The organism is Antiquaquibacter metalliresistens (genome assembly GCF_029211225.1).
Lineage (GTDB): Bacteria > Actinomycetota > Actinomycetes > Actinomycetales > Microbacteriaceae > Rhodoglobus > Rhodoglobus metalliresistens.
This window is the reverse complement of the sequence record NZ_JARGEM010000001.1, coordinates 535,116-559,224: the sequence shown is the minus strand read 5'-3', so window position 1 is coordinate 559,224 and position 24,109 is coordinate 535,116. Positions and strand designations below refer to the sequence as shown.

The following is a 24,109-nucleotide window of genomic DNA, read 5'->3' as shown; positions in this document are numbered from 1 at the left end:
CGTGGCACGGATGAAGCAACTGCCCTCGCCCTTCCCCGACGCCGCCCCGCGTCCGGCGGTCGACTCGGCGCTCGACTGGGTGTTCTTCGTGCTCGGCGGGGCCGCGGCCATCTGGTTCGCGGTGGTGGTCTTCCAGGAGAGCTTCCGCTTCGGGTGGTGGCAGATCCTCTTCGTGGTCGTGTTCTGGGTGCTGATCGCGTACCTGGTGCTGCCGAGGCTGCACCGCATCCTGACGCGCATCTACGTTCCCGACTACTTCATCGGTCGTGCGCGTACCAGCGACGGACTCCTCGGCGATCCCATCAACCTCGCCCTGCTCGGCTCGGAGGCCCAGGTGCACGCTGCCATGCTCGCCGCCGGCTGGACCCGGGCGGACGATCTCTCGCTCGCGACCGGCTGGCGCATCGTCACCTCGACCCTGCTGCGTCGCAGCTATCTCGAGGCGCCGGTGAGCCCGCTACTGCTCTTCGGTCGCAAGCAGGATTTCGCGTACCAGCAGGAGGTCAACGGCACGCCGGGCAAGCGGCACCACGTGCGCTTCTGGCGCTGCCCCGACGGCTGGCCGCTGCCGGGCGGCCGCCGCGTCGACTGGCTCGCCGCCGGCACCTACGACCGCGCCGTCGGGCTGTCGCTGTTCACGCTGCAGATCACGCACAAGATCGAGGCCGACACCGACGTCGAGCGCGACCACATCGTCGCCACGGTCCGCGCTGCCGAGCCGGCCGCGCGGGTCGACGTGCTGCTCGATTTCGCCACCGGCTACCACGCCCGCAACGGCGGGGGCGACTCGATCGAGACCGACGGCAACCTGCCGGTCATCGACGTTCGCGATGTCGAGCCGGGCGACCGGGCGGATGCGACGGCCCCGAGCGACAGCCGAGACCGCAGGCCTGCCCCCACTGTCGTCGGCTCGCTGTTCCTCGTCGCCCGCGCCATCCTCGCCCTCGCGGTGGCGCTGCTGCTCGCGCTGAACCCAGACGATGTCGCCGCCGCCTTCGAGACGCCCGAGACCGTCGGACTCAGCGTGGCGGTGGTGGTGATCGCGCTCGTGATCGCGGTCTTCGGGGTCTTCGATCTCGTGTTGGCCTGGTTCGTGTTCCTCGGACACAACGGTGCCCGCGTCTTCGCAATGGCGCTGAGCACCCTCGCGCTGCTCGCGCAGGTCACGACGGTCGAGGCGGCGGACTCGCCACTGGCCCTGCAATCGGGCCTGCCCGGTATCGCGACCGACGTGCTGCTGCTGCTCGCCCTGTCGAGCGAACGCGCGCTCGTCTACGCGCGCCGGCCCCGCAAGACTCCCAAGCGCACCGCGGGTCGTCCCTCGACGATCTAGTCCGCGGGACTCCCGCGCCCGCCGACGTCACAGCGGGCGCGGGAGCAGCGCGCTACCCCTTCGTGGAACCGGCCAGCAGTCCGCGCACGAAGTAGCGCTGAAGGCTGAAGAACACGATCAGGGGAACGACCAGCGAGACGAACGCCGCCGCCGTCAGTCGCTGCCAGTCCTGACCTCGCGTTCCGGTGAGCTCTGCCAATCGCTGGGTGAGCGGAGCGACATCCTGGGTGCCGCCCGAGAAGATGAGCGCCACGAGCAGGTCGTTCCAGACCCAGAGGAACTGGAAGATGCCGAACGAGGCGATCGCCGGCAGCGCCAGCGGCAGCACGATCCGGAAGAACACCTGACCGTGCGTGGCGCCGTCGACGCGAGCCGCCTCGATGACTTCGTTCGGGATCTCTGAGATGAAGTTGTGCAGCAAGAAGATCGCCAGCGGAAGCGCGAAGATCGTGTGCGCGATCCAGACGGGCAGGTAGTTCTGTTCCGGGATGATCGGCACCACGTCGTGCAACCACGCCTGCCCCGGTCGCAGCCACGCCGTGAACAACTGCAGCAACGGAATGAGCGCCATCTGCAACGGCACGATCTGCAGCGCGAACACGAAGATGAAGAGCGCATTCGAGCCCTTGAACTTGATCCACGCGAACGCGTAGGCGGCCATCGAGGCGAACACCAGGGGGAACACCGTCGCCGGGATCGCGATCGCCAGCGAGTTGATGAAGTACGCCCCCAGTTGGGGCGACGACTGCGATCCGGAGAAGAGGACGTCGCGGTAGTTGTCGAGGGTGAAGCCGGGGTTCTGGAAGATCGTCCACCAGCCGGTATTGAGAATCAGCTCCTCGGGACGGAAGGATGAGACCAGCAACCCGAAGGTCGGGATCGTCCACAGCACGGCGATGATGAGGGCGGCGATCGTGGCACCGCGCGAGGTGAGGCGCCGCTTGACCCGCTTGGTCTTCGTGCCCTGGTCGGCGAACTCGATCGCTCCGATCTTGGTGCCCGCGATGGGCAGGTCGGCAGGTGTCGTGCTCATCGGATCTCCCTCTGCTTGCGCAGCACGTTGACGTTGTAGATGACGATCGGCAGCACGAGCAGGAAGAGCACGACCGCGAGCGCCGCACCGCGCCCTTGCTCGCCCGCCCGGAACGCCTGGGTGTACATCTCGTTGGCGATCACCGAGGTGTCGAAGTTGCCGGCCGTCATGGTGCGCACGATGTCGAAGACCTTGAGAGTCGCGATCGAGATGGTCGTGACGACGACCACGAGCGAACTGCGGATGCCCGGCAGCGTGACATTGGTGAAGCGCTGCCATGCGTTCGTACCGTCGAGCTGGGCGGCCTCGATCTGATCGAGCGGGACGCCCTTGATCGCAGCGGAGAGCACGACCATCGCGAATCCGGTCTGAATCCAGATCATCACCACGATGAGCAGCAGGGTGTTGATCGGCGGGGTCTGCAGCCATTGCACGGGCTGTCCTCCGAAGAGGGTGACGAACGCGTTGAGCAGACCGATCTGGTCGCGCCCGGAGGACTTGTAGTCGTAGACGAATTTCCAGATGATGCCCGCACCGACGAAGGAGATCGCCATCGGCATGAACACGATCGCCTTGAAGTAGCGCTCGCCCCGCGACTTGTCGATGAAGACCGCGTAGGCGAGGCCGATCGCCGTGGACAGGGTGGGCACGAGCACCACCCAGATGATGGTGTTGCCGAGGGTGACGAGCGCTGCCGGTTGGGTGAACATCCACTGGAAGTTCGCCCAGGTGAAATCGCCCTGCTTGCTGAGGAACGCGAGGCTCGTGGTGCGAGCGGCCGGATAGATCAGCCCGATCACGAGCAGCACCAGCGCGGGCGCGAGGAAGCCGGTCAGCTGCCAGTAGTCCCGGCCGCGCTTGGGCGCCTTGTCGATGAAGAAGATCAGCAGACCGATGATCGCGGCGAACACCGCGAGACCCATGAACACCTGGAGGATCTTGCCCAGGAGATCGGCAGTGGTCATTGTCGCCCTTTCGTCAGCGTCGAACCAGGGTGGGGCAAGTGTAAGGGTTGGAGAGGGGCGGGGTCCCGCAGAACCCCGCCCCTCAGATCAATCGGTCGCGATCAATCCTGCGGCCAACTCGCCTCGATGGTGTCGAGGGTCTGCTGGGTGCTGTTACCCGATACCCAGGCGACGATGCCCTTCCAGAACGAGTCAGCACCGACCGCGGCCGGCATGAGGTCGGACGCGTCGAAGCGGAACGTCGTGTCACCCTGGAGGATCTCGACGGCCTGCTTGAGGATGGCGCTGGACGCGTTGTTCGGGTCGAGCCCCTTGTTGGCGCTGATCACGCCGCCGAGGGAGACCCGGTTGTTGGCCCAGGTGTCGCTCGAGAGGTAGGCCAGCACCGCGGTGACGGCGTCACCCGAGCTGAACGCACCCACGAACTCGCCACCACCGGTGACCGCCTGCGGGTCGTCGGTCGCGACGGGCGGGAGCAGGAAGGCGTAGACGTCGCCGTCTTCGGCCACGGTTGTGCCCTCGGGCCAGAAGCCCTCGTAGAACGAGGCCTGGTGGTGCAGCGAGCACTGCCCGTCGAGGATCGGCAGACCCGCGTCACCGAACTCGGTCGAGATCACGGTCGAGACGTCGCCGAACCCACCGTTGACCATGGCCGGGTTCTTGAGGATGTCGCCGACGCCGTCGAACGCCTCGGCGATCGCCGCGTCGTTGAACGGGATCTCGTGGCTGACCCACTGGTCGTAGACCTCAGGGCCGGACTGTCGCAGCACGTAGTCCTCGACCCAGTCGGTTCCGGGCCAGCCGGTCGCGTCTCCAGAGCCGAGACCGACGCACCAGGGCTGGTGACCGGAGTCCGCGGCGATGGTCTCCGCGAGGGCGGTGAGCTCATCGAGCGTCGTGGGGATCTCGTATCCGTTGTCGGCGAACTCGCTCGGCGAGTACCACACGAAGCCCTTGACGCTCGCCATCAGCGGCGCGGCGTAGAAGGTGCCGTCGACCGTGCCGTAACCCTTCCAGTCCTCGGACCAGAACTCGTCGACGTTGGCCTCGACCTCAGCGGGCGCGGGCTGGAGGAATCCGCCGAGCGCGAGCTTCTGCAAGAGGCCCGGCTGCGGGAAGATGCCGAGGTCGGGCGCGTTGCCACCCTCGGCGAGCACCGAGATCTGCGCCTCGAACTCCTTGGTGCCCTGGTAGTCGATGGTGATGCCGGTGCAGGTCTCGAAGTCGCTCCAGGACTCGACGAGACGATCGGCCTCGGTGTCCTGAATGGTGCCGCCGATCGTCACCTCCTCGCCCTCGAAGGTGCCGTACGCCTCGTACGGTGCGCAGTCGATGTCCGACGTGTCGCCGGTCTGATCGCCAACGCAGCCGGTAAGGGCCAGTGCGATGACGCCGGCCGCCGCTGCGGGTACGAGCAAGCGGCGATGCAGGGTGATACTCATGCTTCTCCTCTACGTTGAGGCCGGTTTCCGCCGGAGCGGGCGGCTCCTGTGGTGCAGGGTCGACTCCGGTTCGGACGTCGAACCGGTGTCAACTGACAAGCTATGCCACGGCGGGGGGCCATTGCAAGCGCTTGCGGAGACCGTGATCGAACGGCGATGTGCCAACGCACCCGAGGTGGCCTACCCTCCGCCGAGGGGTCGCGGCACGCCGCGCAGCTGCCGACTGCTGCGGCATGTTGCGACCCCTCGGTTGAGGGTCGCGGCACAACGACGAAGGGCGCCGCCCCCAGCGGGGAGCGACGCCCTTCGTCGTGAAGCGGGAACTACTTGAGGGTGATGGTCGCGCCGGCCTCTTCGAGCAGCGCCTTGGCCTTCTCGGCGGTCTCCTTGTTCGCGCCCTCGAGCACGGTGGAGGGGGCGCCGTCAACGAGGGCCTTCGCCTCGCCGAGACCGAGGTTCGTGAGGGTGCGCACCTCCTTGATGACCTGGATCTTCTTGTCGCCGGCGGACTCGAGCACGACGTCGAACGAGTCCTTCTCCTCGACCTCTTCGGCAGCGCCAGCGCCACCGGCGGCCGGAGCGGCAGCAACGGCGACGGGGGCGGCGGCGGTGACCTCGAAGGTCTCCTCGAACTTCTTGACGAAGTCGCTGAGCTCGATGAGCGTCAGCTCCTTGAACGCCTCGATGAGCTGGTCAGCAGTCAGCTTTGCCATGATGTTTCTCCTTGTTGTACTGAGGTTGTCGATCCGCGCCTACTGCGCGGCATCCTGCTTCTGCCGCAACGCGTCGACCGCGCGAGCGGCCTGAGCGAGCGGAGCGTTGAACAGATAAGCGGCACCGAACAGCGAGGCCTTGGCTGCTCCCGCGAACTTCGCGAGGAGCACCTCCCGGGACTCGAGGTCGGCGAGCTTACTGACCTCTGCGGCCGAGAGCGGGTTACCGTCGAAGTACCCGTTCTTGACGACCAGCAGAGGGTTCGCCTTGGCGAAGTCACGCAGCGTCTTCGCAACGGCGACGGTGTCACCGTGTACGAAGGCGATCGCGGACGGCCCGACCAGGTCAGCGTCGAAAGACGTGATCCCTGCCGCGTTGGCCGCGATCTTCGTGAGCGTGTTCTTCACCACGGCGTACGTCGCGTCGGCACTCATCGACTTGCGCAGCTGCTTGAGCTGCGAGACGGTGAGACCGCGATACTCGGTGAGCAGGATCGCGTTCGAGCTGCGGAACTTCTCCGTCAGCTCGGCGACCGATGCTTCCTTGTTCGCCATGGTGCTCCCTACATCGTGGTTGGATGCCGTGGACCACCGGGGCAATGAGAAAAGCCCCGGCGCAAGCGCACGGAGCTTCGGAATGCGGGATGACCCGCGAACATCGACTTCACACACCTGCGCTGGCCGTTACAGAAGTAACACTCAGATCGTCATGCGACGGTGCCCGGAGGCTGTGTGCGCACGCCGATGACCTGCGGTCTTTGGCTCAGGCCAGGCTAGGCGAAATGCCCGCCAGCCGCAACTCACTCTGCCGGGGATGCGGGCTTGGGCTTGCGAGGTGCGGCCGGCCGCGCGGTGGACGGCTTCGCGGGGGTCGCCTTCGCGGGGGTGCCGTTCGCGGGCGCACCCTTGGCCGACGTGCCCTTGGCCGGCGTGCTCTTGGTCTGCGAGGCGGCGGACTTCGGCGTGACCGTGCCGGCCTTGGCGGGCGCGGACTTGGGTGCCGCACTGCCGGTCTTCGCAGCGCCCGCCTTCGCCGCGCCGGTCTTCGCCGCCGGGGCGGGCTGGGACCGCGTCGCGACGGCCTTCCCGGTCGCGGTCGCCGTCGGCTTCACCAGCGCCTTCGACGGCGCCGTCGCGGGCGCGGGCGTCCTCGCGGTCCCCTTCGCAGGCGGGGTCGCCGCAACCGGCTTCGACTCCGGCTCCGGCTCCGGCGCCGCGGCGGTGGCCGCGATGGCGGCGGTGGCCGCATCCGCGGGCCGCGACCGGCGTCGCTGGCGGAGCACGGGCACGATCAGCACCGCCGTGATGATCAGAATCGAGACGATGATCACCACGAGCGAGAGCACGGGCGCGATCGACTGGGGGGCGGGTTCGACCGCCGCGGCCTCGGCCAGCAGCGACCGCTGGTAGTCGGCGAGTGAGGTCGCAGCGTCGAGACCGGTGGTCCCCGCGACGAGCGGCGTGAGGTCCTCCCCGACGAGGGTGAACCAGGCGCCGTGGGACTCGTCGCGAACGAGATAGGCGTCGGCAGGCACATCCCGCAGCGCCGCTCCGATCGTCGCACCGACCGCGAACGAGCCGAGCTCGGGCGCGACGCTCGCCGGGTTGATCCAGATCGTCGCCAGGCCGAGCGGCTTGCCGCCGAGTTCGATCGGCGCCGTCCACTCGTTGGTCCGCTCGACGGGCGTCTCGGTCTCGTCACCCGCGAGGAACGCCGGCGTGAACACGAACACCCGGTTGAGCTGACCGACCTTCGCAGTGTCGTCGAAGGCGATGCCCTTGCCATCGGCACCCACGCCGGCGACGTCGTCGACCGCGGCGAGCAGCCCGTCTGGGTCGGCGGCGTACGCGGCCACCTCGGCGGGCACCGAACCCTGCGACGCGCTGGCCGCCTGGGCGCCGGCGAGAGTCGCGATGGTCGCCACGAGCACGGCGAGGGCGATGCGCCTAGACATGGTTCCTCCAACTGTGAGCGGGATGCCAGCCGAGCAGGCGCGCCGCCTTGGCCGTCGAGGTGAGCGAGTCGTTCACGCCGAGATCGGCGCGCACCTCGACCTCGGGGAAGAACTCGGAGATCAGTTCGGCGTTCGGCCGCGACATCACGGTGTCCGCGGCGAAGATGTTGAAGACGTCGAAGCCCGGTCGGGCGGCATCGATCGCGAGGCGGATCGCCTCCGCGCCGTCGCGGGCATCGATGTAGCCCCACAGGTTCCAGGAGCGCTGCCGCGCGTCGGCGTCGAAGCCGGGGAACGACGCGTAGTCCTCGACCTCCATCACGTTCGAGAACCGCAGCGCGGTGATGCTCAGTCGCGGATCCCAGCGCACGAGCTTGCGCGCGAGCTCCTCCTCGAGGTGCTTGACCAGCGAGTAGGTGGACTCGGGGCGCGTCGCGTACTCCTCATCGAGGGGCAGATAGGGCGGCGGGGTCTCGAAGGGCAGGCCGAGCACGGTCTCGCTCGAGGCATAGGCGATCGTGCGGATGCCCAGCCGACGGCAGGCCTGGAAGACGTTGAACGTCGCGGCCATGTTGTTGTGGAAGGTCGCGACATCCGACCAGAGACCCGGAGCCGGCACGGCGGCGAGGTGCGCGACCGCGTCGATGCCGTGGTGCCGATCGTCGATGCCCGCGAGCGCGTCGATCACCTGTCCGAAGTCGGTGAGATCCACTCGGGTGTAGGCCCGACGGTCCGGACCGGTGACGTCGAGCACCGTCACGTCATGCCCGGTGGAGCGCAGGTGGGCGACGGTGGCGCGCCCCAGCTTGCCGTTGCCGCCGGTGACGGCGATCCTCATCGCGCAGCCCCGGGGCATGCGCGAACGTCGCGACGTCGGGTGGTCATCACCGCACCAGTCTTACACCTGACCTCGCACTCAGGCGTGCGGCGCGGCGGGCAGGATGACACGGAAGACGGTTCGACCGGGCGCGCTCTCCACCTCGGCCCGCCCGCCGTGCGCCTCCACGACCGCGTGCACGATCGCCAATCCCAGCCCGGTGCTTCCGGCCGCGCGGGACCGTGAGCCGTCTCCGCGCACGAACCGCTCGAAGACCGTGGGCACGAGCGCCTCGTCGATGCCGGGGCCGTTGTCGGCGACCGAGATCGTCGCCGATCCGCCCCGCAGCTCGAGCGAGGTCACGATCCGCGTGCCCGCCGGCGTGTGGGTTCTGGCATTGCTCAGCAGGTTCGCGACCACCTGATGCAATCGAGCGGCCTCGCCGAGCACGACGACGGGCGCATCGGGGAGGTCGAGCTCCCACTCGTGTTCGCCACCGGCGACCCTGGCGTCGCTCACCGCATCGACGAGCAGCCGGCCGAGGTCCACCTCGCTCGTGTCCGGCAGGCGGCCCTCGTCGAGTCGGGCCAGCAGCAACAGGTCTTCGACGAGGCCGGTCATGCGCACGGATTCCGACTCGATCCGCCCGACGGCGTGGGCGACATCGGGCGGCAGGTCCTGCGAGGTTCGGCGCGTGAGCTCCGAGTACCCGCGGATCGACGCGAGGGGCGTGCGCAGCTCGTGGCTCGCATCCGCGACGAAGGTGCGCACCTTGCTCTCGCTCGCCTGGCGTGCGGCGAGCGCGGATGCCACGTGCTCGAGCATGCGGTTGAGCGCCGCTCCGACGCGACCGACCTCGGTCGCCGGGTCGGCATCCGCTTCATCCACCCGAACGGCGAGGTCGACGCTGCGGTCGAGGGGAAGCTCGGAGACCCGCGTCGCGGTCGCCGCGACCCGCTCGAGCGGGCGCAGCGCGAGGCGCACCACGAGGGCGCCCACGGCGGCCGCGAGCGCGACGGCGATCGCACCGATCACGGCGATGAGCACCGCGAGCTGCACGACGGTGGCGCGCACCTCGCTCAGCGGGAGGCCGATCACGAGCGCCCCGCCGAGGCGCACGTCCTCTTGCGCGACGACGCGGTACTCGCCGAGCCCGCCACCCAGGTCGATCGTGCTCGGTGCCGCGCCGGCGGGCACCGTCGTGAGCCACTGGTACTCGTCGGCATCCAGCTGAACCGGGTGGCCATCGTCGTCGAGCACCGCGACGGTCACGATCTCGCCGGAGCGCACGATCGCACCGAGCGTTCCCGTCGGTTGCCCGGAGAGTGCGAGGAAGGTCTCCGGTGAGGGCTCCGGCCTGTCCCCTGGGTCGGGGAGGGTCGGCCAGTCGTCGTCGTCGAAGCTGCCCTGCGAGCGGTTGGTCGCTGCATCCAGCTGCGCGTCGAGGCGATTGAGCAGGAAGCCCTGCAGCGCGAAGACACTCACGACCCCGATCACGACGGTCAACGCCGCGAGCAGCGCCACGATGCCGAGCACGAGGCGGCGACGCAGGGTGAGGGGCCTCATGGCGCCGGCTTCAGAACGTAGCCGATGCCTCGCACGGTGTGGATCATCGGGGGGCCGAGGGAGTCGACCTTCTTGCGCAGGTAAGAGATGTAGATCTCGACGACGCTCGAACGCCCGCCGAAGTCGTAGCTCCACACCCGGTCGAGAATCTGCGCCTTGCTGAGCACCCGACGCGGGTTGCGCATCAGAAAGCGCAGCAGTTCGAATTCGGTTGCGGTGAGCTCGACGGGAACGTCTCCCCGGCGCACCTCGTAGCTGTCTTCGTCGAGGGTGAGATCGCCAACCGTGAGCACGCCGTCGCCGCTCTCGGCGAGGGTGATCGCCGACCTCCGGATCAGCGCGCGCAGGCGCGCCACGAGCTCCTCGAGGCTGAACGGCTTGGTCACGTAGTCGTCGCCGCCGACGGTGAGGCCGGCGACCCGGTCATCCACCGAGTCCTTCGCGGTCAGGAAGAGGATGGGGGTCTGGATGCCGTCGGCACGCAATCGGGTCAGCACCGACAGCCCATCGATGTCCGGGAGCATCACATCGAGCACCACCACGTCCGGCCTAAACTCGCGGATCACACTGAGGGCCTGCTGCCCGTCCGAAGCGAGCCGTACGTCCCATCCCTCGTAGCGCAGCGCCATAGAGAGCAGGTCGGTGAGCGAGTCCTCGTCGTCGACGACGACGGCGCGGATCGGGCTGCCGTCACCTCGGGTGATTCTCGTGGACTCGGTCATACCTCCAGTATTGGGAGTTTCCTATGAGCCAGCTGTGACGGGATGCCTCTTATCGAACTCACAGGCTCGCCCTAAGCACCGCATAGCCGCCGTCCATACCGTGACGGTCATGTTCGCTACCTACCTCTTGCGGGAGCTCGGCAACCGCCGAAAGCAGACCGCCATCATCGCGATCGGGATGGCGCTGGCCATCGCGCTCGTCATCGTCGTCAACGCCGTCTCCGTGGGAGTCAAGGATGCCCAGGCCGCCGTGCTGGCATCTGTCTACGGGGTCGGCACCGACATCACCGTCACCCAGACGCCCGAGCCGCCCACGGAGGGCGAGGCGGGCGGAAGGCCGAGCTTCGACTTCGACGCCGGTGCCGGTCAGACCTCGGACGGCACGACGAGCCTGAGCCAGTCCAGGCTCTCAACGAGCCGCGGCACGACCACGTTCGATGCGAGTCAGCTGCAGACCGTGCTCGCCGTGGACGGCGTCTCGGCCGCGACCGGCACACTGGCGTTGGAGAACTCCACGTTCAGCGGCGAGATGCCCGACATGACGCAGTCCACTCCGACGGAGGGCGAACAGCCGCAGGGCGCACCGGGTGGTGGGGGTGGCAGTTCGTTCGACATCGAAGCCTTCAGCGTGCTCGGACTCGATGTGAACGGCGAGGCGGTCGGCCCGCTCACCTCCGTAGCACTCGAAGACGGTCGCACGTTCACGGCCTCCGATGCCGGCGATAACGTCGTCGTGCTCGATTCGACCTACGCGACGACCGAGTCGCTCGCGGTCGGCGACACGATGCAGATCGGCGGCGAGGACTTCGAGATCATCGGGATCGTCTCGTCCACCTCGTCGGACGCGCAGACCGCGGCCAACACCTTCATCCCGCTCGACGTAGCGCAGCGCATCGCCGACCTCGAAGGCCAGGTGTCGACCATCTCCGTGCGGGCCGCCTCCTCCGACGCGATCAGCGCCGTGAAGACCGAACTCGAAACGGCGCTGCCGGATGCCACGGTCAGCACCCAGGAAGACCTCGCGTCCAGCGTCTCCGGCTCGCTCGCGAGCGCGTCGTCGCTGGTAACGAACCTCGGCACCTGGCTCTCGATTATCGTGCTGGCCGCAGCGTTCCTGATCGCCATCCTGTTCACCATCTCCGGGGTCTCGCGGCGCACGCGGGAGTTCGGCACGCTCAAGGCGATCGGCTGGACCAACCGCCGCATCGTCGGACAGGTCGCCGGCGAGTCCCTCGTGCAGGGTGCCATCGGCGGCGTACTCGGGGTCGCCGTGGGCCTCGTGGGCGTGCTCGTCATCAACCTGATCGCGCCGACGCTCACCGCGGGATCAACGGCACAGGCGGGTCCGGCGGGGCTTCCTGCGGGGATGCCCGGCGGCGGCCCCTTCGGCCAGCAGACCACGGCGACCACGACCGACATCGTGCTCCAGGCTCCCGTCACCGGCACGATCATCCTGATCGCGGTGGGACTGGCCATCCTCGGAGGCGTCCTCGCCGGGGCGATCGGCGGCTGGCGCGCCGCGCGACTGCGCCCCGCCGAGGCTCTTCGAAGCGTCGCCTGACCGATCACGACGAAACGAGATCACACCATGTTCGAACTCACTCATGTCACGAAGACCTACACGCAGGGCTCGCGGAAGGTCACGGCGCTCGATTCCGTGACCCTCAGCATCCCGGACGGTCAGATGGTCGCCATCCAGGGGCCGACGGGCGGCGGCAAGTCGACGCTGCTGCAGATGCTCGGCGCGCTCGAGCGGCCGAGCAAGGGCTCGGTCGTCCTCGCGGACGACGACCTCTCCACCCTCGCGGATTCCCGGCTCTCGGGCATTCGCGCCAAGGAGATCGGGTTCGTCTTCCAGGGCTTCAACCTGATCCCCACCCTCACCGCGCAGGAGAACGTCGAGACGGCGCTCGCACCGCTCGGTGTCCCGCACCGGGAGCGCCGGGAGCGTGCGGCGAAGGCCTTGGCCGATGTCGGACTCGGTGACCGCGGCAGCCATCGTCCGGCAGAGCTGTCCGGCGGGCAGCAGCAGCGCGTCGCGATCGCCAGGGCACTCGTGAAGAACCCCGTCGTACTGCTGGCCGACGAGCCAACGGGCAACCTCGACGAGGAGACCCGCGACGAGATCATGGCCCTGCTCGAGGGGCTGTGGCGCGATCAGGGCCTCACCCTCATCGTCGTGACGCACGACTCCGCCGTCGCCAAACGCGCCCAGCGGCGACTGCACATCAAGCAGGGCAAGGTCACCGAGAAGAAGTAGTGCGCGCGCCCGGCGCCCCGCTGTCGGGGCGCCGGGCGACAATGGTTGGCGTGACCATTCAGCCCGAGCTCGACCTCTGGCTTCCGGACCACCGCCGGCGCATCGTCGCCAGGCAGGAGGACCGGGTCGCGTGGGTGCGGGCACGCAGCCGCGGCGTGACCGCCACCGATGTCGCCAGGCTCTCCAGCGAGCGAGCGCTGCAGTCCGTCTTGCGCGACAAGCTGCTGGGCTCCGGTTTCTCCGGCAACGCCTTCACCGACCACGGCCGGGCGCGAGAACCGGAGATCGCGAAGTGGGTGCGCGCGCGCCACGGCATCCTGCCGAGCTCGACCCTCTTCCACGCGCACGGGCAGCCCGATCACCTCGCCACGCCCGACGGGGTGGCGGTGCTGGCGGGCACGGTGGTGCTCGCGGAGATCAAGACCACGCAGCACGCGTGGCGCAGTATCCCGCGATCGTACCTGCGTCAGGTGTGGTGGCAGCAGTACGTGCTCGGGGCGGAACGCACGCTTGTGGTGTGGGAGCAGCACCGCGACTTCGTGCCCATCGATCGCGAACCGCAGTGCCGCTGGGTCGAGCGCGACGACAACGAGATCCACGTGCTCGTGTCGCTGGCCGACCGACTGCTCGACCTCATGCGGTCGCGCTGACCAGCTCTTTCTCAGTAACCATCTCTGATGGTTTCAGGATGCGGGCCGCCAGCGTCGCACCGAACAGCACGAGCCACGCGATCGCCAACGTCGTCGCCACGAACTCCAGCCGACTCCCGAACTCCTGCTGAAACCGAAAGAGCGAGAACAGCCCGCCGGTGGCCGCGATCACGGCGACGAGGATGCCCGTCACCGCCGACAGCACCGCGAGCACACGGTGCCCGCGGGCGAATGCGCTCTGCAGCATCGCCCAGCACGCCGCCGCGAAGGCGAGCACCGCCGCGAGCGTGTGCGAGAAGTCCTGCCAGGTGAACGTGTCGCCGTAGGGCAGCGGGCAGCCGGATGTGCAGGTCACCTGCGAGGCGAACAGGAACAGGCTGCATCCCACCCATAACGACACCGCGGGAGTCCACGCGCTCAGCACCCGCACGCGCGAACGGATGCCCCGGCCGGCCCAGGCGACGAGGCTGCCTCCCACGACGATCAGCAGCAGCGCCGCACGGAACCACTCGGCGGTCGGCATGCCCTGCGCACCGAGTTCGCTGACGTAAAGCTCGCGCGGTATCGTCAGTCGCGCCCCCCAGATGATGGCGAGCGCGACGATCACGAACAGACTTCCGCCGATCGCGGCCACGAGGTCGAGACGACGGTGCATCCTCGCAGGATAGCTGGACGGCAGAGTTTGCAGCGAAGTGACATCGTCGTAACAGGGACGACTCATTCGACCCCTTAACTGGTGATGGATGCAGGTCGGGGAGGCCCAGGATGAGCACGATGCGTGCTGTCGTCATCGACGCGACGGGCGGGCCGGAGGTGTTGCACCTCGCGGACGTGCCGGCACCCACGCGCGTCAACGCCGAGTTCCTGGTGAAGGTGGTCGCCGCCGGGGTCAATCCGATCGACGCGAAGTCGCGCTCCGGCAAGGGGGTGTCGGCCGCGTTCGGCTCGTTCCCGGTGGTGCTCGGCAACGACTTCAGCGGCATCGTCGTCGAGACTCCGTATGCGGCGCATCCCATCAAGACGGGCGACGAGGTGTTCGGCATGACCATGGTGCCTCGCCTCGGTGGCGCCTACGCCGAGTACCTCACGGTGCCGGCGACGTGCCTGACACGCAAGCCCCGCGCCCTCTCGCACGTCGAGGCGGCGGGAGTGCCGGTCGCGGCGCTCACCGCGTGGGGGGCCGTGGTGGATGTGGCGAAGGCTCACGAGGGGCAGCGCATCCTCGTGCACGCCGGTGCCGGCGGCGTCGGGCACTTCGCGGTGCAGTTCGCGGCGTTCTTCGGCGCGCACGTGATCGCGACGGGCTCGCCCCGCAACGCCGGCTGGCTGCGCGAGCTGGGCGCGAGGGAGGTCATCGACTACACCGGCACGCGCTTTGAGGAGGTCGTGCACGATGTCGACGTCGTGATCGACCTGATCGGCAACGTGAAGGACGACACCGGCACCCGCTCGCTGTCGGTGCTGCGGCCCGGCGGTCTGATCGTGAACGTGCCGACCGGCAGCTGGCCGACGATGTTCGACGAGGCGGCGGCCGCGGGGGTGCGCGCGACCGACTACCGCGTGCCCGCGGACGGTGCGACGCTCGCCGTGATCGCCCGCCTGCTCGAGTCCGGCGACGTGCGCGTCTTCGTCGACCAGGTCTTCGAACTCGGGGATGCCGCGGCCGCCCACTCGGCCGTCGAGGGCGGCCACACCCGAGGCAAGATCGTGCTCAAGGTCTCCGACGGCTGAACCGGCGGCGGCACTGCGCCCCCGTCTGCGGCACGGCGGTTGTGATTGAATGAACGCCATGACCGATGTGGCCCGCGCCTCCGCGCTCGGCCCGTCGAGCGCGAGCGAGCTGTTCCAGCTGTTGCGGGACGGGCAACCGCGCACGCGCGCCGAGCTGTCCAACATCACCGGCCTCGCGCGCTCGACCATCGGTCTGCGCGTCGACGAGCTCATGGCCCTCGGCCTCGTCGGTCCGGTCGGCGATGCCGTGTCGACGGGCGGCAGGCCCTCGTCGCAGTTCGCCCTCAACCCCGGGGCGCGGCTCGTGCTCGCCGCCGACCTGGGCGCCTCGCACGCCACGCTCGCGGTCACCGACCTCGTGGGCACAATGCTGGCCGAGCGCCACGGCGCGATCGACATCGCGGACGGGCCGGAGCGGGTGCTCGGCTGGATGGTGGAGGCCGGTCGCGAGCTGCTCGCGGCGGTCGGCCGTGACCAGCGGGATCTCATCGCGATCGGCATCGGCCTGCCCGGGCCGGTGCAGCACAGCACGGGCAAGCCCATCAACCCGCCGATCATGCCGGGCTGGGATCGGTTCGACGTGCCGGGCTGGGTGCAGCAGCACCTCGAGGTTCCGGTGCTCGTCGACAACGACGTGAACATCATGGCCCTCGGCGAGCGCTCGGTCGCGTGGCCGACGACGGAGCATCTCGTCTTCGTCAAGGTCGCGACCGGCATCGGTTCGGGCATCATCTCCGGCGGTCTGCTGCAGCGCGGCGCCCAGGGCATCGCCGGCGACATCGGGCACGTGCAGATCCAGCGGGGGGCGGGGGTGCCGTGCCACTGCGGCAATCGCGGATGCCTCGAGGCCGTCGCATCCGGACCGGCGATCGCGACCGCGCTGCGGGCCGAGGGCCTGGACGTGGAGAGCGGCCAGCAGGTCGTCGACCTCGTCAAGCGCGGCAATCTGGAGGCGATCCAGGCGGTGCGACAGGCGGGACGGGACATCGGCGAGGTGCTCACCGCGTGCGTGTCGATCATCAACCCCTCCGTGATCGTCATCGGCGGTTCGATGGCCCAGGCCGGCGAGCACCTGATCGCCGGGGTGCGCGAGGTGGTCTACACCCGTTCGATGCCGCTGGGCACCGAGCACCTCTCCCTGGTGCAATCGAGCGCCGGCGCGGCCGCCGCGGTGATCGGCGCGAGCATGCTCGCCATCCACCACGCGCTCTCGCCCGAGAACCTCTACGCCCTCAGCAGCTGAGGGCGCCTAGAGCGAGCGCTCCCGCACGTAGTCGTCCTCGAACCGCTCCCCGACGAGAAACCGCTTGGTGCCCACCAGCTCGAAGCCCTGCTTGGCGTAGAAGCGATTGGCGCGCTCGTTCTCCTGGTTGACGCCGAGCCACAGGGTGCGAGCACCACGGTCGCGCGCGGCGGCGACCGACGCGTCCACGAGGGCGGCGGCGACGCCGGCACCGTGAAAGCCCTCGCGCACGTAGACCTTGCTGAGCTCGGCGGTCGGCCGTGTGGTGACGGATGCCGCGACATCCGCATCGCCCGGCTCGCCGAACACGACCATGGTGTACCCGGCCGGCTCGCCGTCGGCCTCGGCGACAAACAGCACCCGCTCGTCGTCGGCGAGGTAGTGCGCGAACGCGGCCTGCGAGAGGTGCTCGGCGATGAAGGCGGCGATGGACTCCGCCGTGGTGTGCGGCGGGCAGGCGAGCGGGAAGGTCTCGGCGGCGACGCGGTGCAGCAGGGCCGCGTCATCCGTCGTCGCGGGGCGGATCAGCATGACTTCAGGGTACGAGAAAGGGGGCCGACCGAAGCCGACCCCCTTCTCGTAGGTGCCTAGAGCGCGTTGACGTCGAGCGGGATGCCCGGACCGAACGTCGTGGAGACGGTGCCCTTGGTGATGTAGCGGCCCTTCGACGAGCTCGGCTTGGAGCGAACGACCTCGTCGATCGCGGCCTTGATGTTCTCGCTGAGCTGCTCCTGCGAGAAGCCCGCCTTGCCGACCACGAAGTGGACGTTGGCGTGCTTGTCGACGCGGAACTCGATCTTGCCGCCCTTGATGTCGGAGACGGCCTTGCCGGTGTCCTGCGTCACGGTGCCCGTCTTCGGGTTCGGCATGAGACCACGGGGGCCCAGCACCTTTCCGAGACGACCGACCTGACCCATGAGCTCCGGGGTGGAGACCGCGGCGTCGAACGCGGTGTAGCCCGCGGCCACCTTGTCGATGAGCTCGGCGCCGCCGACCTCATCGGCACCGGCGGCGATGGCCGCCTCGGCCGCGGGGCCGGTCGCGAACACGATGACGCGGGCGGTCTTGCCCGTGCCGTGCGGCAGGATGACGGTGCCGCGCACCATCTGGTCCGCCTTACGGGGGTCGACGCCGAGCTTGAGCGCGACCTCGACCGTGGAGTCGAACTTCTTCGACCCGGTCTCCTTCGCGACGGCCACGGCCTCGCTGGGCGTGTAGAACTTGCCCTCTTCGATCTTCTCCGCGGCGGCGCGGTATGCCTTGGACTTCGTAGCCATGATTACGCCTCCACCGTGATTCCCATGGAACGGGCGGTGCCCGCGATGATCTTCTCCGCGCCCTCGATGTCGTTGGCGTTGAGGTCGACCATCTTCTGCTCGGCGATCGCGCGGACCTGGTCCTTGGTGAGCTTTGCAACCTTCACGGTGTGCGGGGTCGACGACCCCTTCTGCACGCCCGCGGCCTTCTTGATGAGCTCGGCGGCCGGCGGGGTCTTGAGGATGAACGTGAACGAACGGTCCTCGTAGACGGTGATCTCCACCGGGATGACGTTGCCGCGCTGCGACTCGGTCGCCGCGTTGTACGCCTTGCAGAACTCCATGATGTTGACGCCGTGCTGACCCAGCGCCGGCCCGATGGGCGGTGCGGGGTTGGCGGCGCCAGCCTGGATCTGGAGCTTGATGAGCCCCGTCACCTTCTTCTTGGGTGCCATTACCTTCTCTTTTCTCTTCGAACCGACCCGTGTTGGCCGGCTCTCCCGTCATCCGGTTGGATGCGGTGGTCTGGGAACTACAGCTTGGTGACCTGGTCGAACGACAGCTCGACCGGCGTCTCGCGCTCGAACAGCGAGACGAGCACGATGAGCTTGCCGCTCTCCGCCTTGATCTCGCTGATGGTGCCGGGCAGGCCCGCGAACGAACCCTCCTTGATCGTGATGGTCTCGCCGACCTCGAAGTCGATCTCGGCCGGGATGACGCGGGTCGCGGCCTTGCCCTTGGCTCCGCCGCCCTTCGTGGCCGGAGCCTCGACGACCTGCACGAGGCTCTTGAGCATGTTGAAGGCCTCTTCGAACCGCAGCGGAACCGGGTTGTGGGAGTTGCCGACGAATCCGGTCACACCGGGGGTGTGCCGCACGACCGACCAGCTGTCTTCGTTGAGGTCCATGCGCACGAGCACGTAGCCGGGGATGCGCACGCGGTTGACGAGCTTGCGCTGGCCGTTCTTGATCTCCACGACGTCTTCCATCGGAACCTCGACCTGGAAGACGTAGTCCTCCATGGCCATCGAGACCTTGCGGTTCTCGATGTTCTGCTTCACGCGCTTCTCGAAGCCCGCGTAGGAGTGGATGACGTACCACTTGCCCGGCTTTGCGCGCAGCTCGGCCTTGAACTCGTCGTAGGGGTCGACCTCAGCGGCGTCCTCGTCATCGTCGCCGAGCTCCGGCCCGTCGTAGGGAGTGACCTCGGGCTCCTCGAGCGCCTCTTCCTCGGCCTCGATCGCGAGTTCGTCCTCGGTCGCGGCGACCGAGGCGTTGGCCTCGTCGAGGGAGTCGATCTCGAGCGCGTCATCGATGATGGCGTCCGCCTCGGGGTCCACCGCGGCGTCGAGGGCTGCGAGCAGGCCCTCGAGATCGGGGTCCTGGTCGTCGCCTTCATCGTCGACGACGTGAATCGCCTCCGACTCCGCCGCGTTCTCCGAGCGGTCCTCGCGGGCGAGCTCGTTGCCGGTCTGGGCCTCGTCGTCCTCAGCGGACTGCTCGGCGGCCGTCGCGAGCTCGTAGTCTTCGCGGTGGTTCTCGGACACTGGATCTCTTTCCATGGGGAATACCTCGACGCGGCGGCGCCGTGATGGGTCGGGTCAGCCGGCGATCGTCGGATCGCCGAACAGGAAGTTCACGAGCGCGCTGAACCCGAAGTCGAGTCCCGAGACGATCGCCATCATGATGACGACGAACACGAGCACGACGCCGGTGTAGCTCAGCAGCTCCCGACGGGTCGGTGTGACGACCTTCCTGAGCTCGCCGATCACCTGGCGCACGAACAGGGCCATGCGCGCAAAGGGGCTGCGCCGTGCGGCGCGGTCCTTCTTGGCGTTGGCTACGACGTCCTCACTGGGCTCGTCGATCACTTTCCTGGCCACGGTCTACCTTCCGATGATTCGGCTTACTCGCCCTCCCGGCTGACGCCAGGAGGAGCTGCAGGGCGGACAGGACTCGAACCTGCAACCTGCGGTTTTGGAGACCGCTGCTCTACCAATTGAGCCACCGCCCTTCGAGAACCGTCTGAACGGTTCCCCGGGAATCGAAATGCAGGCTTCCACGAGCGGGTGTCGGGGGTGGTGTGCCGCCGGAGGGCGCGCGAAAGCTTGGCAGATTTCAACTACCTCCATCAGTGTACGTCATCGCGGACGGAGGGGAAATATCGGCGAAGCGGCGTCATAGCCGAGGGGGTACCCGGTCTCTTCGGGTGAAGCGGGGCGCAAACACTCCGCACCGATGCAGCACCAATCGTCAGGAAGGTACCAGTCGTGTTCACACACATCCCGCGCGCTGGAGTTCACCACGGGTCATCCACACTGCTCCGTCGCGCCAGCGCGACCGTGGGCGTCGTCGCTCTCACGGCGGGCATCACGCTCGTCCCGATCTCCGCCAACGCGGAGGAGGCCACCGCCTCGTACGCCGAGGGTCAGTTCCTCTCCGGCACCCTGCTCGGTTCCGACCTCGCGAACATCGTCGCGCTCGCGGCGGCCGAGGCCCGCAACGACGGCACCCAGAACAAGCAGACCTCGAAGGACCCGCTCAGCGCGAGCGTGCTGCAGACCATCGACATCGAGCAGCCGCAAGGCGTGCAGCTCGACCTCGGCGACTTCGTCGACGCGGGCGCGGTCGGCCAGTACGCGGAAGCCGACCGCAACGGCGTCTCGATGGGATCGAGCGGCGCGATCGGCAGCGACGGCGCGATCGGTGCGGGAGCCGTCGGCACCGGTTCCGCCGGCGACCTCGCCTTCGACATCGACCCGCTGCTGTCGAGCGAGTTCGACTCGGTGATCAGCGACCTGCGGCTCTCCCTCGAGGCCGTCGCGGCCCAGGCCAGCGCCAACAAGAACTCCGCGAGCGGCGACTACACCCTCGCCGGCGCAAAGCTCATCTTCTCGAGCCCCGCCATCAGCGGTCTCACCGATCGAGTGAACACCTCGCTCGCCGGCGTGGACCAGCAGTTGCTCGCGATCGGCACGGATGACGGCCTGCTGGGCGATGCGGTGGACCGGATCCTCGACCCCGTGCTTGGCGTGATCGGCTCCTCGGCCAACGTCAACGTGTCGATCGACGCGGACGTGCAGGCGGCCGTGCAGTCGTTGCTCACCGGCACCTACGGCGATGGTGCAGTGAGCTTCAACCTGCAGACCGGCGAGGTGACGGTCGATCTCGAGGCTCTCGCCGGCGGCGATCTGAACAACCTGCCCGTGAACACCGAACTGCTCTCCGATGCGGTCATCGGCAAGGTGCTCACGAGCATCACCGACACCGTGCAGCTGCTCGCGAGCCAGATCGTCGATCGGGTGGAGGCGACCCTGCACAACGCGAAGGTCACGGTGAACGCCGACCTCAGCCTGCTCTCGGGGGGCGGTGTCACTCAGACCGAGCAGTGCGTGCTGCAGCAGGTGCCGATCATCGGCGACATCCTGTCGGGCGTGGGCGGCCTGTTGGGCGGCCTCACCGGTGGGGCCACGCAGGGCATCATCGGCTACACGACCGAGACGGTCTGCACCCTGGTCGACACGGTGCTTCCGACCCTCGAGTCGTCCGTCGTGCTCGACATCGAGGGCTCGGTCGACCAGATCCTGAACGGCGTGGCCGCGAAGTCCAGCGCCTCGATCTCGCTGCTCGGCGGCACCGTCAACACCGCGATCGACATCGACGGCGTGCTCGACGGCCTGGCCGGCGGCCTGCTCGATGGACTGTTCGATCAGGACGGCGTCGTGAGCCAGGTGGTCGACGCGCTCGACCTCAACCTCGTCGACCCCGCGGTCGAGGGCCTTCTCGGGGCGACGAGCGTCGATCGGGTGCTCACCGACCTGCTCTCCGTGCGAGTGAACCTCCAGGAGACGACCATGGCCAGCCCGATGGGCACCGCGGTCGCCACCGGCAGCATGTTCACGCAGACCGCCGTGCGCGTCTCGGTGCTCCCCGGTGCGGGATCGGTCGCGACCGTGAACGTCGCGGCCGCCACGGTCGGTCCGAACATCACGCAGGTGATCGATCCCGGAGACCCGGGTGACCCCGGGGACCCCGGCACGCCCGGCAACCCCGGCAACCCCGGCACGCCGGCCGCGAACAACCAGCTCGCGTACACGGGTGTCGGCATCGCCACCCTGATCGCGGTCATCCTCGCCCTGTTGGCAGCGGGTGCCTACCTGGCGAGGGAGGGCTACCGGAAGAACCACCCCCGGTCCTTGACCTAGGGCCACCGGTACCCCAATGAGGGGCCGGAGTCGGAAGTCCCCCAGGGCCCGGCTCCGGCCCCTCTCCTTGCTTTAAGCTGGTCTGGTGAGCCACCACCGCATCTCCGCCCGCATCGCCGCCATCGCCGAGTCCGCCACGTTGAAGGTGGATGCCCGCGCCAAGGCCCTGCAGGCCGAAGGTCGCCCGGTGATCAGCTTCGCCGCGGGCGAGCCGGACTTCCCCACCCCGCAGAACATCGTCGAGGCCGCCGCGCGCGCGGTGCTCGACCCGAAGAACCACCGCTACACGCCCGCGGCCGGGCTGCCCGAGTTGCGCGAGGCGATCGCCGCGAAGACCCTTCGCGACAGCGGACTCGAGGTGTCCCCGAGCCAGGTGGTGGTGACCAACGGCGGCAAGCAGGGGGTCTACCAGGCGTTCGCCACCATCCTCGATCCGGGCGACGAGGTGCTCGTGCCGACCCCGTTCTGGACCACCTACCCGGAGGCCATCAAGCTCGCCGGCGGCGTGCCGGTCGAGGTCTTCGCGGGGGCCGACCAGGACTACCTGGTGACCGTCGAGCAGCTCGAGGCCGCGCGCACCGAGAAGACCAAGGTGCTGCTCTTCGTCTCGCCGTCGAACCCCACCGGCGCGGTCTATTCGGCCGAGCAGACGCGCGAGATCGGCGAGTGGGTCGAGCGTCACGACCTCTGGGTCATCGCCGACGAGATCTACCAGAACCTCATCTACGGTCAGGGTGCGAACCCGAAGGCGGCCACGTCGATCGTGGACGCCGTGCCGGCGCTCGCCGACCGCGCCATCCTCGTCAACGGCGTCGCGAAGAGCTACTCGATGACGGGCTGGCGACTCGGCTGGATGGTTGGCCCCGCGGACGTCGCGAAGGCGGCCAGCAACCTCCAGTCGCACCTGACGAGCAACGTCTCCAACATCTCGCAGCGCGCCGCCATCGAAGCGCTCACCGGACCGCAGGAGGCCGTGGAGGCCATGCGCGCCGCGTTCGAGCGACGACGCGACACGATCGTCGCGGAGCTCTCCCGCATCCCGGGCGTCGTGTGCCCGACCCCGGCCGGCGCCTTCTACGTGTATCCGGATGTCTCGGGCCTGCTGCATCGCGAGTGGGGCGGCGTCACGCCGACGACGTCGCTGGAACTCGCGGACCTCATTCTGAACGAGGCCGAGGTGGCCGTCGTGCCCGGCGAGGCGTTCGGGCCGAGCGGATACCTGCGCCTGGCCTACGCGCTCGGCGACGACGCGCTGCTCGAGGGCGTGCAGCGCCTGCAGAAGCTCTTCGGCTAGCGCCCGCTCACCAGGCTCGCGCGAGCCGCGGCGAGCACCTCGCCGGCGACGGCGTCGAGCACGGGCGAGCGCAGATCCCACTGCTGCCAGTAGAGCGGCACCCGAATCGGACGAGCGGGGTCGAGGTCGACCAGTGCGCCGGAGCGACGCGGGGCGTCGGCCTGGGCATCCGGCAGCATCGCCCAGCCGAGGCCGAGGGTCACCGCCAGGGCGAAGTCGGCGGAGGCCGGCACGAAGTGCCGGGGCGGATGCACGTCTCCCCGCGCGACGAGGCGCAGGTAGCGCGACTGCAGTTCGTCGTCCCGATCGAAGTCGAGCATCGGGGCATCGGCGACCGCGTCCGCGGTGATCCCCCGGGGAAACCAGCGGGCGGCGAACTCGGGGGTCGCGACGGCGCGGTACTCCATGGCGCCGAGGGCCGTGACCGTGCATCCCGGCACCGCTCGCGATTGCGAGGTGACCGCGGCCATCACCGTGCCGGCGGCGAGGAGTGCGGCGGTGTGCTCCTGGTCTTCTCGGTGGAGGTCGAACGTCACCCGGTGCTCGGCGGCGACGCGTGCCAGCGGCGGGAGGAACCAGGAGGCCATGGAATCGGCGTTGACCGCGAGGGGGATGCTCAGCTCCCCGTCGCCGTCGACACCGAGTGCGGTGCCGGCGTCGTGCTCGAGCAGCGCGAGCTGACGCGCCAACCGCAGCAGCGGTGCCGCCGACTCGGTTGCGCGCACCGGCTTCGAGCGCACGACCAGCACTCTCCCGAGTTGCTGCTCGAACGCCTTCATCCGCTGGCTGATGGCCGAAGGGGTCACGCCGAGCCGTCTCGCGGCCGCGTCGAACGTGCCCGCGTCGACGACCGCCGCGAGGGTCTCGAGTTGTTCGCGCTGGATCCGCATCTGTAGCTCTCCTAATGAGGCATCATAATCTTGAG

The 24,109-nt window shown here is 68.7% G+C and carries 24 protein-coding genes and 1 tRNA gene; 8 read left to right on the top strand and 17 right to left on the bottom strand.

Annotation, left to right across the window (positions count from 1 at the left end; genetic code table 11):
* Positions 1-10: 10 nt before the first annotated feature.
* Positions 11-1,333, top strand: coding sequence for an LssY C-terminal domain-containing protein (locus PYV02_RS02880; RefSeq protein ID WP_275756030.1), 1,323 nt, complete (start codon positions 11-13; stop codon positions 1,331-1,333).
* Positions 1,334-1,385: 52 nt separating this feature from the next.
* Here PYV02_RS02880 and PYV02_RS02875 read toward each other — a convergent pair whose 3' ends face one another.
* The 9 genes from PYV02_RS02875 to PYV02_RS02835 all read right to left on the bottom strand — a co-directional run bounded on the left by PYV02_RS02875 (position 1,386) and on the right by PYV02_RS02835 (position 10,546).
* Positions 1,386-2,366 (bottom strand): carbohydrate ABC transporter permease, encoded by a 981-nt coding sequence (locus PYV02_RS02875; protein WP_275755990.1) that lies wholly within the window; start codon positions 2,364-2,366, stop codon positions 1,386-1,388.
* Entirely contained in the window at positions 2,363-3,331 is a 969-nt protein-coding gene (locus tag PYV02_RS02870) for a carbohydrate ABC transporter permease (protein WP_275755988.1), read from the bottom strand. Before PYV02_RS02870 ends, PYV02_RS02875 begins: the two co-directional genes overlap by 4 nt.
* A gap of 101 nt (positions 3,332-3,432) precedes the next feature.
* A complete protein-coding gene (locus PYV02_RS02865; RefSeq protein WP_275755986.1) occupies positions 3,433-4,773 on the bottom strand; it encodes an ABC transporter substrate-binding protein in 1,341 nt (446 codons plus the stop codon).
* Positions 4,774-5,096: 323 nt separating this feature from the next.
* Positions 5,097-5,486, bottom strand: coding sequence for a 50S ribosomal protein L7/L12 (gene rplL / locus PYV02_RS02860; protein WP_275755984.1), 390 nt, complete (start codon positions 5,484-5,486; stop codon positions 5,097-5,099).
* Positions 5,487-5,525: 39 nt separating this feature from the next.
* Positions 5,526-6,041, bottom strand: coding sequence for a 50S ribosomal protein L10 (gene rplJ, locus PYV02_RS02855; protein ID WP_275755982.1), 516 nt, complete (start codon positions 6,039-6,041; stop codon positions 5,526-5,528).
* A gap of 245 nt (positions 6,042-6,286) precedes the next feature.
* Positions 6,287-7,441 carry a hypothetical protein gene (locus tag PYV02_RS02850; RefSeq protein WP_275755980.1) on the bottom strand — a complete coding sequence of 385 codons (1,155 nt, stop codon included), beginning with the start codon at positions 7,439-7,441 and terminating at the stop codon, positions 6,287-6,289.
* The gene (locus PYV02_RS02845; protein ID WP_275755978.1) at positions 7,434-8,279 is read right to left on the bottom strand and encodes an NAD-dependent epimerase/dehydratase family protein; all 846 of its coding nucleotides are present in this window, start codon (positions 8,277-8,279) and stop codon (positions 7,434-7,436) included. The genes PYV02_RS02850 and PYV02_RS02845 overlap by 8 nt, the downstream gene beginning before the upstream one ends.
* Before the next feature lie 78 nt (positions 8,280-8,357).
* On the bottom strand, positions 8,358-9,824 hold the full coding sequence (locus PYV02_RS02840; RefSeq protein ID WP_275755976.1) for a sensor histidine kinase: 1,467 nt from the start codon (positions 9,822-9,824) through the stop codon (positions 8,358-8,360).
* Positions 9,821-10,546 (bottom strand): response regulator transcription factor, encoded by a 726-nt coding sequence (locus PYV02_RS02835; RefSeq protein ID WP_275755974.1) that lies wholly within the window; start codon positions 10,544-10,546, stop codon positions 9,821-9,823. Before PYV02_RS02835 ends, PYV02_RS02840 begins: the two co-directional genes overlap by 4 nt.
* A 109-nt stretch (positions 10,547-10,655) precedes the next feature.
* Here PYV02_RS02835 and PYV02_RS02830 point away from each other — a divergent pair, with 109 nt between their 5' ends.
* From PYV02_RS02830 to PYV02_RS02820, 3 genes are read left to right on the top strand one after another with little or no spacing between them, the layout of a single operon-like run.
* Positions 10,656-12,107, top strand: a complete 1,452-nt coding sequence (locus PYV02_RS02830; protein WP_275755972.1) for an ABC transporter permease — start codon at positions 10,656-10,658, stop codon at positions 12,105-12,107.
* Between the two features lie 27 nt (positions 12,108-12,134).
* Positions 12,135-12,806 carry an ABC transporter ATP-binding protein gene (locus PYV02_RS02825; RefSeq protein ID WP_275755970.1) on the top strand — a complete coding sequence of 224 codons (672 nt, stop codon included), beginning with the start codon at positions 12,135-12,137 and terminating at the stop codon, positions 12,804-12,806.
* A 41-nt stretch (positions 12,807-12,847) separates the two neighbouring features.
* Entirely contained in the window at positions 12,848-13,456 is a 609-nt protein-coding gene (locus PYV02_RS02820; RefSeq protein WP_420833589.1) for a YqaJ viral recombinase family protein, read from the top strand.
* Here PYV02_RS02820 and PYV02_RS02815 read toward each other — a convergent pair.
* The gene (locus tag PYV02_RS02815) at positions 13,440-14,111 is read right to left on the bottom strand and encodes a DUF998 domain-containing protein (protein ID WP_275755966.1); all 672 of its coding nucleotides are present in this window, start codon (positions 14,109-14,111) and stop codon (positions 13,440-13,442) included. The two genes, PYV02_RS02820 and PYV02_RS02815, sit on opposite strands and share 17 nt — an antisense overlap.
* 119 nt (positions 14,112-14,230) lie before the next feature.
* Here PYV02_RS02815 and PYV02_RS02810 point away from each other — a divergent pair, with 119 nt between their 5' ends.
* Together PYV02_RS02810 and PYV02_RS02805 are read left to right on the top strand one after the other, a co-directional pair.
* Positions 14,231-15,187: an NADP-dependent oxidoreductase gene (locus tag PYV02_RS02810; RefSeq protein ID WP_338056601.1), complete on the top strand. Its 957-nt coding sequence runs from the start codon at positions 14,231-14,233 to the stop codon at positions 15,185-15,187.
* A 58-nt stretch (positions 15,188-15,245) separates the two neighbouring features.
* Positions 15,246-16,430, top strand: a complete 1,185-nt coding sequence (locus tag PYV02_RS02805) for an ROK family transcriptional regulator (RefSeq protein WP_275755962.1) — start codon at positions 15,246-15,248, stop codon at positions 16,428-16,430.
* A 6-nt stretch (positions 16,431-16,436) separates the two neighbouring features.
* On the opposite strand, the gene PYV02_RS02800 is transcribed toward PYV02_RS02805, so the two are convergent.
* The 6 genes from PYV02_RS02800 to PYV02_RS02775 form a co-directional block, all read right to left on the bottom strand.
* Positions 16,437-16,961, bottom strand: coding sequence for a GNAT family N-acetyltransferase (locus PYV02_RS02800; RefSeq protein ID WP_275755960.1), 525 nt, complete (start codon positions 16,959-16,961; stop codon positions 16,437-16,439).
* Between the two features lie 56 nt (positions 16,962-17,017).
* A complete protein-coding gene (gene rplA / locus PYV02_RS02795; RefSeq protein WP_275755958.1) occupies positions 17,018-17,707 on the bottom strand; it encodes a 50S ribosomal protein L1 in 690 nt (229 codons plus the stop codon).
* A gap of 2 nt (positions 17,708-17,709) precedes the next feature.
* Positions 17,710-18,141 (bottom strand): 50S ribosomal protein L11, encoded by a 432-nt coding sequence (gene rplK, locus PYV02_RS02790; RefSeq protein WP_179493805.1) that lies wholly within the window; start codon positions 18,139-18,141, stop codon positions 17,710-17,712.
* A gap of 77 nt (positions 18,142-18,218) precedes the next feature.
* Positions 18,219-19,232, bottom strand: coding sequence for a transcription termination/antitermination protein NusG (gene nusG / locus PYV02_RS02785; RefSeq protein WP_275755955.1), 1,014 nt, complete (start codon positions 19,230-19,232; stop codon positions 18,219-18,221).
* Positions 19,233-19,286: 54 nt separating this feature from the next.
* Positions 19,287-19,568, bottom strand: coding sequence for a preprotein translocase subunit SecE (gene secE, locus PYV02_RS02780; protein ID WP_275755953.1), 282 nt, complete (start codon positions 19,566-19,568; stop codon positions 19,287-19,289).
* Positions 19,569-19,626: 58 nt separating this feature from the next.
* A tRNA-Trp gene (locus PYV02_RS02775) sits at positions 19,627-19,699 on the bottom strand.
* A 256-nt stretch (positions 19,700-19,955) separates the two neighbouring features.
* Between PYV02_RS02775 and PYV02_RS02770 the strand changes: the two genes are divergently transcribed.
* Positions 19,956-21,890 carry a choice-of-anchor G family protein gene (locus PYV02_RS02770; RefSeq protein ID WP_275755951.1) on the top strand — a complete coding sequence of 645 codons (1,935 nt, stop codon included), beginning with the start codon at positions 19,956-19,958 and terminating at the stop codon, positions 21,888-21,890.
* An 85-nt stretch (positions 21,891-21,975) separates the two neighbouring features.
* Positions 21,976-23,184 carry a pyridoxal phosphate-dependent aminotransferase gene (locus tag PYV02_RS02765; protein WP_275755949.1) on the top strand — a complete coding sequence of 403 codons (1,209 nt, stop codon included), beginning with the start codon at positions 21,976-21,978 and terminating at the stop codon, positions 23,182-23,184.
* On the opposite strand, the gene PYV02_RS02760 is transcribed toward PYV02_RS02765, so the two are convergent.
* Positions 23,181-24,074, bottom strand: coding sequence for a LysR family transcriptional regulator ArgP (locus PYV02_RS02760; protein ID WP_275755947.1), 894 nt, complete (start codon positions 24,072-24,074; stop codon positions 23,181-23,183). The two genes, PYV02_RS02765 and PYV02_RS02760, sit on opposite strands and share 4 nt — an antisense overlap.
* Between the last annotated feature and the right edge of the window lie 35 nt (positions 24,075-24,109).

Excerpts from the sequence above, each read along its gene's own strand:
- PYV02_RS02760 (WP_275755947.1), bottom strand. The coding sequence starts at position 24,074 with ATGCGGATCCAGCGCGAACAACTCGAGACCCTCGCGGCGGTCGTCGAC.
- rplK (WP_179493805.1), bottom strand. The coding sequence starts at position 18,141 with ATGGCACCCAAGAAGAAGGTGACGGGGCTCATCAAGCTCCAGATCCAG.
- PYV02_RS02800 (WP_275755960.1), bottom strand. The coding sequence starts at position 16,961 with ATGCTGATCCGCCCCGCGACGACGGATGACGCGGCCCTGCTGCACCGC.
- PYV02_RS02845 (WP_275755978.1), bottom strand. The coding sequence starts at position 8,279 with ATGAGGATCGCCGTCACCGGCGGCAACGGCAAGCTGGGGCGCGCCACC.
- PYV02_RS02850 (WP_275755980.1), bottom strand. The coding sequence starts at position 7,441 with ATGTCTAGGCGCATCGCCCTCGCCGTGCTCGTGGCGACCATCGCGACT.
- PYV02_RS02820 (WP_420833589.1), top strand. The coding sequence starts at position 12,848 with ATGGTTGGCGTGACCATTCAGCCCGAGCTCGACCTCTGGCTTCCGGAC.
- PYV02_RS02870 (WP_275755988.1), bottom strand. The coding sequence starts at position 3,331 with ATGACCACTGCCGATCTCCTGGGCAAGATCCTCCAGGTGTTCATGGGT.
- PYV02_RS02875 (WP_275755990.1), bottom strand. The coding sequence starts at position 2,366 with ATGAGCACGACACCTGCCGACCTGCCCATCGCGGGCACCAAGATCGGA.
- rplL (WP_275755984.1), bottom strand. The coding sequence starts at position 5,486 with ATGGCAAAGCTGACTGCTGACCAGCTCATCGAGGCGTTCAAGGAGCTG.
- PYV02_RS02830 (WP_275755972.1), top strand. The coding sequence starts at position 10,656 with ATGTTCGCTACCTACCTCTTGCGGGAGCTCGGCAACCGCCGAAAGCAG.
- PYV02_RS02825 (WP_275755970.1), top strand. The coding sequence starts at position 12,135 with ATGTTCGAACTCACTCATGTCACGAAGACCTACACGCAGGGCTCGCGG.
- PYV02_RS02865 (WP_275755986.1), bottom strand. The coding sequence starts at position 4,773 with ATGAGTATCACCCTGCATCGCCGCTTGCTCGTACCCGCAGCGGCGGCC.
- PYV02_RS02805 (WP_275755962.1), top strand. The coding sequence starts at position 15,246 with ATGACCGATGTGGCCCGCGCCTCCGCGCTCGGCCCGTCGAGCGCGAGC.
- rplA (WP_275755958.1), bottom strand. The coding sequence starts at position 17,707 with ATGGCTACGAAGTCCAAGGCATACCGCGCCGCCGCGGAGAAGATCGAA.
- PYV02_RS02815 (WP_275755966.1), bottom strand. The coding sequence starts at position 14,111 with ATGCACCGTCGTCTCGACCTCGTGGCCGCGATCGGCGGAAGTCTGTTC.
- PYV02_RS02840 (WP_275755976.1), bottom strand. The coding sequence starts at position 9,824 with ATGAGGCCCCTCACCCTGCGTCGCCGCCTCGTGCTCGGCATCGTGGCG.
- PYV02_RS02810 (WP_338056601.1), top strand. The coding sequence starts at position 14,231 with ATGCGTGCTGTCGTCATCGACGCGACGGGCGGGCCGGAGGTGTTGCAC.
- PYV02_RS02835 (WP_275755974.1), bottom strand. The coding sequence starts at position 10,546 with ATGACCGAGTCCACGAGAATCACCCGAGGTGACGGCAGCCCGATCCGC.
- rplJ (WP_275755982.1), bottom strand. The coding sequence starts at position 6,041 with ATGGCGAACAAGGAAGCATCGGTCGCCGAGCTGACGGAGAAGTTCCGC.
- PYV02_RS02880 (WP_275756030.1), top strand. The coding sequence starts at position 11 with ATGAAGCAACTGCCCTCGCCCTTCCCCGACGCCGCCCCGCGTCCGGCG.